The following is a 6550-nucleotide window of genomic DNA, read 5'->3' on the forward strand; positions in this document are numbered from 1 at the left end:
GCGTCGCGGATGTGGAACAGCACCGCGATTTCCCAAAGCCGGTGGTCGCCGCTGGGCTCAGCGCGAAGATGACGATGCCATTTCGAGTTGGGACGTAGAAAATCCACCGGCGGATCGACCTTGATCCGGGGACCGGTGAGAGGATGGTCGAAAACGTACGCTAAGCACAAAGCCGTGTCAGCGATCGTATGACATCACGGATGGCCGGCTTTCCATTTTACCGGAATACGCAAGTAGGTGACACCGTTCGCCTCCGCCTGATCGAAATGGCCCGCGCGGATGTTGACCTGGATCGAGGGCAGCAGGAGCTTGGGCACGGATAGCCCGGCGTCACGCTGCTCGCGCATGGCGACGAAGTCGTCCTCATTCACACCGTCATGGACGTGGACGCTCGACCGTCGCTGCTCGCCCACCGTCGTCTCCCAGCGATAGTCGTCGCGACCCGGTGCCTTGTAGTCGTGGCAGAGGAACAGTCGCGTCTCGTCGGGCAGCGCCAATAGCCGGCGGATCGAGCGATAGAGCGTCCGCGCATCCCCGCCCGGGAAGTCGGCGCGGGCGGTGCCATAGTCGGGCATGAACAGCGTATCCCCGACGAACGCCGCATCGCCGATCAGATAGGTCACGTCGGCCGGGGTGTGGCCGGGGACATGCAGCACCTCGACCGCCAGCGCCCCGATCGCGAACTGGTCGCCATTCTCGAACAGGCGGTCGAAGTCCGAGCCGTCCGTTTTCAGATCATCCATCGCGAACACGGGGCGGAAGATTTTCTGCACGTCGCGGATATGCGCGCCGATCCCGATCCATGCGCCTGTATGCGCCTTGATGAAGGGTGCGGCCGACAGATGATCGGCATGAGCGTGCGTCTCCAGCACCATCGCGATCCGCCAGTCCTGCTCGCGGGCGAAGGCGACGATCCGCTCGGCCGAGCGCGTGTCGGCGACGCCGCTCGCCATGTCGAAGTCGAGGACTGGATCGATCACCGCCGCAGTCCGTGTCGCGGGATCGCCGACGAGGTAGCTAATCGTATTGGTCGGCTCGTCGAAAAACGCCTCGATGAGGGGCTGAGTCATGATTTTCTCCGTTAGCGCTTGCTAATATATTAGCTGGTGCTACATAAGCAACACCTAATGGAGTGGCGATGATGCTCAAACCGCCGATGGACCTGGCGACATTCGAGGCGAAGGCCGGGCAGGTCGCCGACACGCTGAAGGCGATCGGCAATGCTCGCCGGCTGATGCTGCTGTGCAAGCTGGTCGAGCATGGCGAGATGACGGTCGGCGATCTGGCCCGTGATGTCGGCTTGTCGCAGTCGGCCTGCTCGCAGCACCTGGCCAGGATGCGCGACGAGGGTCTCGTCACCTACCGGCGGGAGAGCCAGACGCTCTGGTACGCCATCGCGGATGCCCGCGTCGAAACGCTGCTCGGCACTCTCTACCAGCTCTACTGCAAGGATTGATGCGATGACGCTCGCGACCCTTTCTCCCGACGATACCCGTGCCGCGATCGATGCCGGTGCGCGCCTGATCGACATTCGCGGTGCCGACGAGCATGCGCGCGAACGCATTCCCGGCGCGATGAACGTGCCGCTCGACCGGATCGGCGATCTCCCGCGCGACGATCGTCCGGTCGTCTTTCACTGCAAGTCCGGGATGCGCACCGCCGCCAATGCGGCGCAGCTCGGCGCGGCAGCGGGTGGCGCGCCGGCCTATATCCTGGGCGGCGGCATCGATGCGTGGCGGCAGGCAGGACAGCCCACCGTCGCCGATCGGTCGCAGCCGTTGGAAATCATGCGGCAGGTGCAGATTACCGCCGGTGGGCTGGTGCTGATCGGCGTTCTGCTCGGCACGTTCGTCGCTCCCGGCTTCTTCGGGCTGTCGGCGTTCGTCGGGGCGGGGCTGATGTTCGCGGGCGTGACGGGGTGGTGCGGCATGGCCAACCTGCTGCGCGTCATGCCCTGGAACCGGCGCGCGACAGCCTGAGGCGATCGTGGACACCGCTGCCACCCTTGCCGCGCTTGCATCGGGCGGCGTGATTGGCCTGATCCTCGGCCTTGTCGGCGGAGGCGGGTCGATCCTCGCCGTGCCACTCCTGATCTATGTTGTCGGCGTCGGATCACCGCACGCTGCGATCGGGACGGCCGCTGTCGCCGTCACCGTCAATGCGCTTGCCAGCCTGGTCGGCCATGCGCGAGCGGGCCGCGTGAAATGGCGGTGCGCCAGTGTCTTCGCCGTCTCCGGAATGATCGGCGCGGCGCTGGGGGCGGAGTTGGGCAAGGCGTTCGACGGCAAGCGATTGCTTGTCCTGTTCGGGCTTCTGATGATTGGCGTCGGTTTGTCGATGTTGCGCAAGCGCCGCACGGCGGAAGCGCCGGACGTGCGACTGACCCGCGATAGCGCCTCGACGCTGCTGCCGCGCTTGGTTCCGATCGGGCTGGGCGTCGGGCTTGCCGCCGGCTTCTTCGGGATCGGGGGCGGCTTCCTGATCGTGCCGGGGCTGATCCTCGCGACCGCGATGCCGCTGCCCTTCGCGATCGGCACGTCGCTGGTCGTCGTCAGCGCGCTGGGGTTGACCACCGCCTTGTCCTACGCCCTGTCGGGGCTGGTCGACTGGAGCGTGACCGCGATGCTGGTCGTGGGCGGCGTCGCTGGAACGATCGGCGGTATTGCATTGGGCAAGGTTCTCGGCACCCGTAAGGGGCTGCTCGAACGTGGCTTTGCCGCCGTCGTGATTGCGGTAGGAACCTACGTTACGGCATCGTCGCTCTGAACCTGAGCAGCTTCAGCCGACTGCTATCGGCGCCCTCGCGCCAACAGCTTTTCACCATCGGGCCTGATCTCGCCCTTCGGCGTGACGTGTCGGTAGAGTGTTTGGCGCGTCACGCCGAGTTCGGCGCATAGCTCCGCGACCTTGGTTTCCGGTTTGCCCATCGCGGCCTGGGCGAGACGCAGTTTGGCCGGCGTCATCTTGAACGGACGCCCGCCGTGCCGACCGCGTGCCCGAGCGGACTCCAGACCGGCGCGCGTGCGCTCGACGATCAGTTCTCGCTCGAACTCGGCGAGGCCGGCGAAAATCGCGAAGATCAGCCGACCGTTGGCGGTGGTTGTGTCAATCGACGCGCCTTCGCCCGCCAGCACCTTCAACCCGATGCCACGCTTCGTCAGATCACCAACCGTATTGACGAGGTGGCGCAAATCGCGGCCGAGCCGATCGAGTTTCCAGATGACCAGCGTGTCGTCGCGGCGCAGCGCCTTCAGGCAGGCGTCCAGTCCCGGTCGCTTGTCGAGCCGGCCCGATGCGGCATCCTCATAGATATGCTCGGGATCGACGCCGGCCGCGACCAGCGCGTCGTGCTGCAGGTCGTGGACCTGGCTGCCGTCCGCCTTGGACACCCGCGCGTAACCGATCTGCGTTGTCACATATACGTCCGTTCACGTGACGGAGCGGCATTGCCCGTCGATCAATCGCGATAATGTCACATAACCCGTCTTCTGGTCTATGCTCCATGAACGGGTACGCTTTCCTGTTTCGTGACGAACAGGAAGCCGATGCCGACCAAGACCATCCTGTCGCCCGCGCAGCGTGCTGTGATCTTCGACCCGCCTGCCGATCGCGCGACGATCGAACGGCTCTATACGCTCGGTCCCGACGATCTGGCACAGGTGGCGCGACGTCGGCGCGGGGCGAACCGGCTCGGCTATGCGGTGCAGCTTTGCTACCTGCGTCATCCCGGTCGCAGGCTACTGACGGGGGATGCGGTGCCCGCCGCCATGCTCGCGCTGCTCGCCGATCAGATCGGGTGCGTAGCCGACGACTTCACCGGCTATGCCACGCGCCCCACGACATTGCGCGAACACCGGGCCGAGATCGAAGCTCTGCTCGGTCTGCGCGCCTTCGCGCGGGTGGATGTACGGGCGATGCTGGCGCTGGGATCGGAGATTGCCGCTTCGACTGATAGAGGTGAGACGATCGTCACAGGCATGGTCGATCGCTTGCGGGCGGACCGGATCGTACTGCCGGCGACATCGACGCTGGAACGGCTCGCCCTCATCGTGCGGACACGGGCGCGCAAGGCGGCCCATTCCAATCTGATCCGCGACTGTTCGACCGAACAGGAAGCCGCACTCGAACACATGATCGCCTCCGACGATGATGGGCGCACCCGGCTAGGATGGATACGCGAATGGCCGGAAGCACCATCGGCCGCGAACCTGAAGGGAATCGTCGAACGGCTCGACACCGTGCGCGGCATCGGGATCGCGGCTGATCGAGCACGACGTATCCATGCTGCTCGCTATGCCGTCATTGCGCGGACCGCCGGCATCGTCACCGCCCAGCACCTGCGGCGTCTCGAACGTCCGCGCCGGCTCGCCATGCTCGTAGCTTCCGTGATCGAGATGGAAGCGACGTTGACCGACGCCGCGCTGGTCATGGTGGAGAAGATGGTGGGCGCGCTGTTCCGCCGTGCCGACCGCACCCGCTCCGATCGGCTGCTCGGCCAGGCACGGATGCTGAAGGACACCGCGCGTTTCCATGCCCGGCTCGGTCGCCTGCTGGTAGATGCTCGTGCGAGCGGGCGCGATGCCTTCCGCGCGATCGACGCGAAGATGGGCTGGGATCAGCTCGAACGCAGCATCCGCTTTGCCGAGGATCTGACGCGCTCGGCCGATGACGGGCTGGAAGAAGTGGTCGAACGCTATCCCGCCGTGCGGCGTTTCGCCCCGACGTTTCTCGCCGCTTTCACCTTCCGCACCGCGCGGTTGGCTGATCCGCTGCTCGGCGCGATCGAGGTGCTGCGCACGATGTACCGCGACGGTCGATCGGTCCTGCCGAAGCGAGTGCCGACCAGCTTCATCAAGCCGCGCTGGCGCAAGGTCGTGCAGCCGGCGGAAGGGACGATAGACCGGCGCGCCTATGAGATCGCAGTGATCGCCCACCTGCGCGAGCGGCTCGGCTCGGGCAGCATCTGGGTGGACGGCAGCCGCGCCTATCGCACGCTCGACGACTATCAGCTGCCCATGCCCGCCTTCGAAGCGATGCGCGCGAGCGGCGATCTGCGCCTGGTTGTGCCGACCGACTTTTCCAAATGGTACGAGGAACGCCGCACCCTGTTGGCCCGGCGCATGACGGAGGTGGAGCGCGCAGCCGCAGCGGGCGAGCTGGTCGATGTGACGATCGAACGCGGGCAGTTGCTCATATCGTCGATCCGGCGATCCCCGTCCGACGATGCCGATGCGCTAAAGGCCCGGCTCTACGCGATGCTGCCGCGCGTCCGAATCACCGATCTGCTGGTCGAGGTCGCCGCATGGTCGGGATTCGCCGACCGTTTCGTCCATGCGCGCAGCGGCGCCCCCGCCTCCGACCAGTCCGCGCTGATGGGTGCGATCCTCGCCGATGCGACCAACCTCGGCCTGGGCCGCATGGCCGAAAGCTCGCGCGGGCTGACGTTGTCTCGCCTGCGCTGGACGGCGGAATGGCATGTGCGCGACGAAACCTATCTGTCGGCGCTGGCGGCGATCGTCGATTGCCATACCGCGCATCCGCTCGCGGCGGTCTGGGGACCGGGCGATACATCGTCGTCGGACGGGCAGTTCTTTCGTGCCGGTGGTCAGGGCGAGGCCCGCGCCGATCACAACGCCCGCTATGGCACCGAACCAGGCGTGCTGTTCTACACCCACGTCACCGACCGCTTCACGCCGTTCCACACCAAGGTCATCGCCGCCAATGCCGGCGAGGCCGCGCATGTCCTCGACGGCCTGCTCGACCATGAAAGCGAGCTGGTCATCCGCGAACATGCGACCGATACCGCCGGCGCGGTCGATCATGTCTTCGGCCTGTGCCATCTGCTCGGCTTCCGCTTCGCGCCCCGCATCCGCGACCTCAACGAGCGCCGGCTCTACAGCCTGTCGCCGCTCGACTCGTGGCCGACGCTGCGCCCGCTCGTCGCCGGTCCGGTCAAGATCCGCGCGATCGAGGAGAACTGGGACGAAACCCTGCGCCTTGCCGCCTCGATCCGCGCCGGCACGGTGAGCGCCTCGGTCATGCTCCGCAAGCTGGCGGGCTTCCCGCGTCAGAACTCGGTCGCCCGCGCGCTGCGGGAGATAGGTCGGATCGAACGCACCCTGTTCATGCTCGACTGGTTCGATGATCCCGACCAGCGTCGTCGCACCGGCAGCATTCTCAACAAGGGCGAGGCCCGCAACGCGCTCGCCCGCGCCATCTTCTTCAACCGCCTCGGCGAACTGCGCGACCGCACCTTCGAGAACCAGCGCCATCGCGCCTCCGGCCTGACCCTCGTCACCGCGGCCATGACGCTCTGGAACACCGTCTATCTCGACCGAGCTGTCCGTCATCTGCGCGGCAGCGGCGTCGACGTGCCCGACGAGCTGCTCGCCCACGTCGCCCCTCTGGGCTGGGAGCATATCGGCCTCACCGGCGACTATCTCTGGGGCGAGATCGACAAACCTCGCGAGCGGTTCAGGCCGCTGCGCCTCCACCAGCAAAGCCGGGACGCTTAGCGTACGTTTTCGACCATCCTCTCACCGGTCCCCGA

Annotated in this window: 6 protein-coding genes; 4 read left to right on the forward strand and 2 right to left on the reverse strand. The window is 66.3% G+C overall.

Going from position 1 to position 6550, the window contains the following annotated elements; genetic code table 11:
• Positions 1-194: 194 nt before the first annotated feature.
• On the reverse strand, positions 195-1070 hold the full coding sequence (locus KYX69_RS22685) for an MBL fold metallo-hydrolase (RefSeq protein WP_061780293.1): 876 nt from the start codon (positions 1068-1070) through the stop codon (positions 195-197).
• 68 nt (positions 1071-1138) lie between these two features.
• On the opposite strand from KYX69_RS22685, the gene KYX69_RS22690 reads away from it, so the two are divergent.
• From KYX69_RS22690 to KYX69_RS22700, 3 genes are read left to right on the forward strand one after another with little or no spacing between them, the layout of a single operon-like run.
• Positions 1139-1456, forward strand: coding sequence for a helix-turn-helix transcriptional regulator (locus KYX69_RS22690; RefSeq protein ID WP_042469298.1), 318 nt, complete (start codon positions 1139-1141; stop codon positions 1454-1456).
• A 4-nt stretch (positions 1457-1460) separates the two neighbouring features.
• Positions 1461-1979 (forward strand): rhodanese family protein, encoded by a 519-nt coding sequence (locus KYX69_RS22695; RefSeq protein WP_042469176.1) that lies wholly within the window; start codon positions 1461-1463, stop codon positions 1977-1979.
• Positions 1980-1986: 7 nt separating this feature from the next.
• Positions 1987-2766, forward strand: a complete 780-nt coding sequence (locus KYX69_RS22700; RefSeq protein ID WP_042469177.1) for a sulfite exporter TauE/SafE family protein — start codon at positions 1987-1989, stop codon at positions 2764-2766.
• Between the two features lie 23 nt (positions 2767-2789).
• On the opposite strand, the gene KYX69_RS22705 is transcribed toward KYX69_RS22700, so the two are convergent.
• On the reverse strand, positions 2790-3416 hold the full coding sequence (locus KYX69_RS22705; protein WP_082052512.1) for a recombinase family protein: 627 nt from the start codon (positions 3414-3416) through the stop codon (positions 2790-2792).
• Positions 3417-3545: 129 nt separating this feature from the next.
• Between KYX69_RS22705 and KYX69_RS22710 the strand changes: the two genes are divergently transcribed.
• Positions 3546-6515, forward strand: coding sequence for a Tn3 family transposase (locus KYX69_RS22710; protein WP_042491074.1), 2970 nt, complete (start codon positions 3546-3548; stop codon positions 6513-6515).
• Positions 6516-6550: the final 35 nt, after the last annotated feature.

Origin of the sequence: Sphingomonas sp. (genome assembly GCF_030145815.1) — a bacterium.
Taxonomy (GTDB): Bacteria; Pseudomonadota; Alphaproteobacteria; order Sphingomonadales; family Sphingomonadaceae; genus Sphingomonas.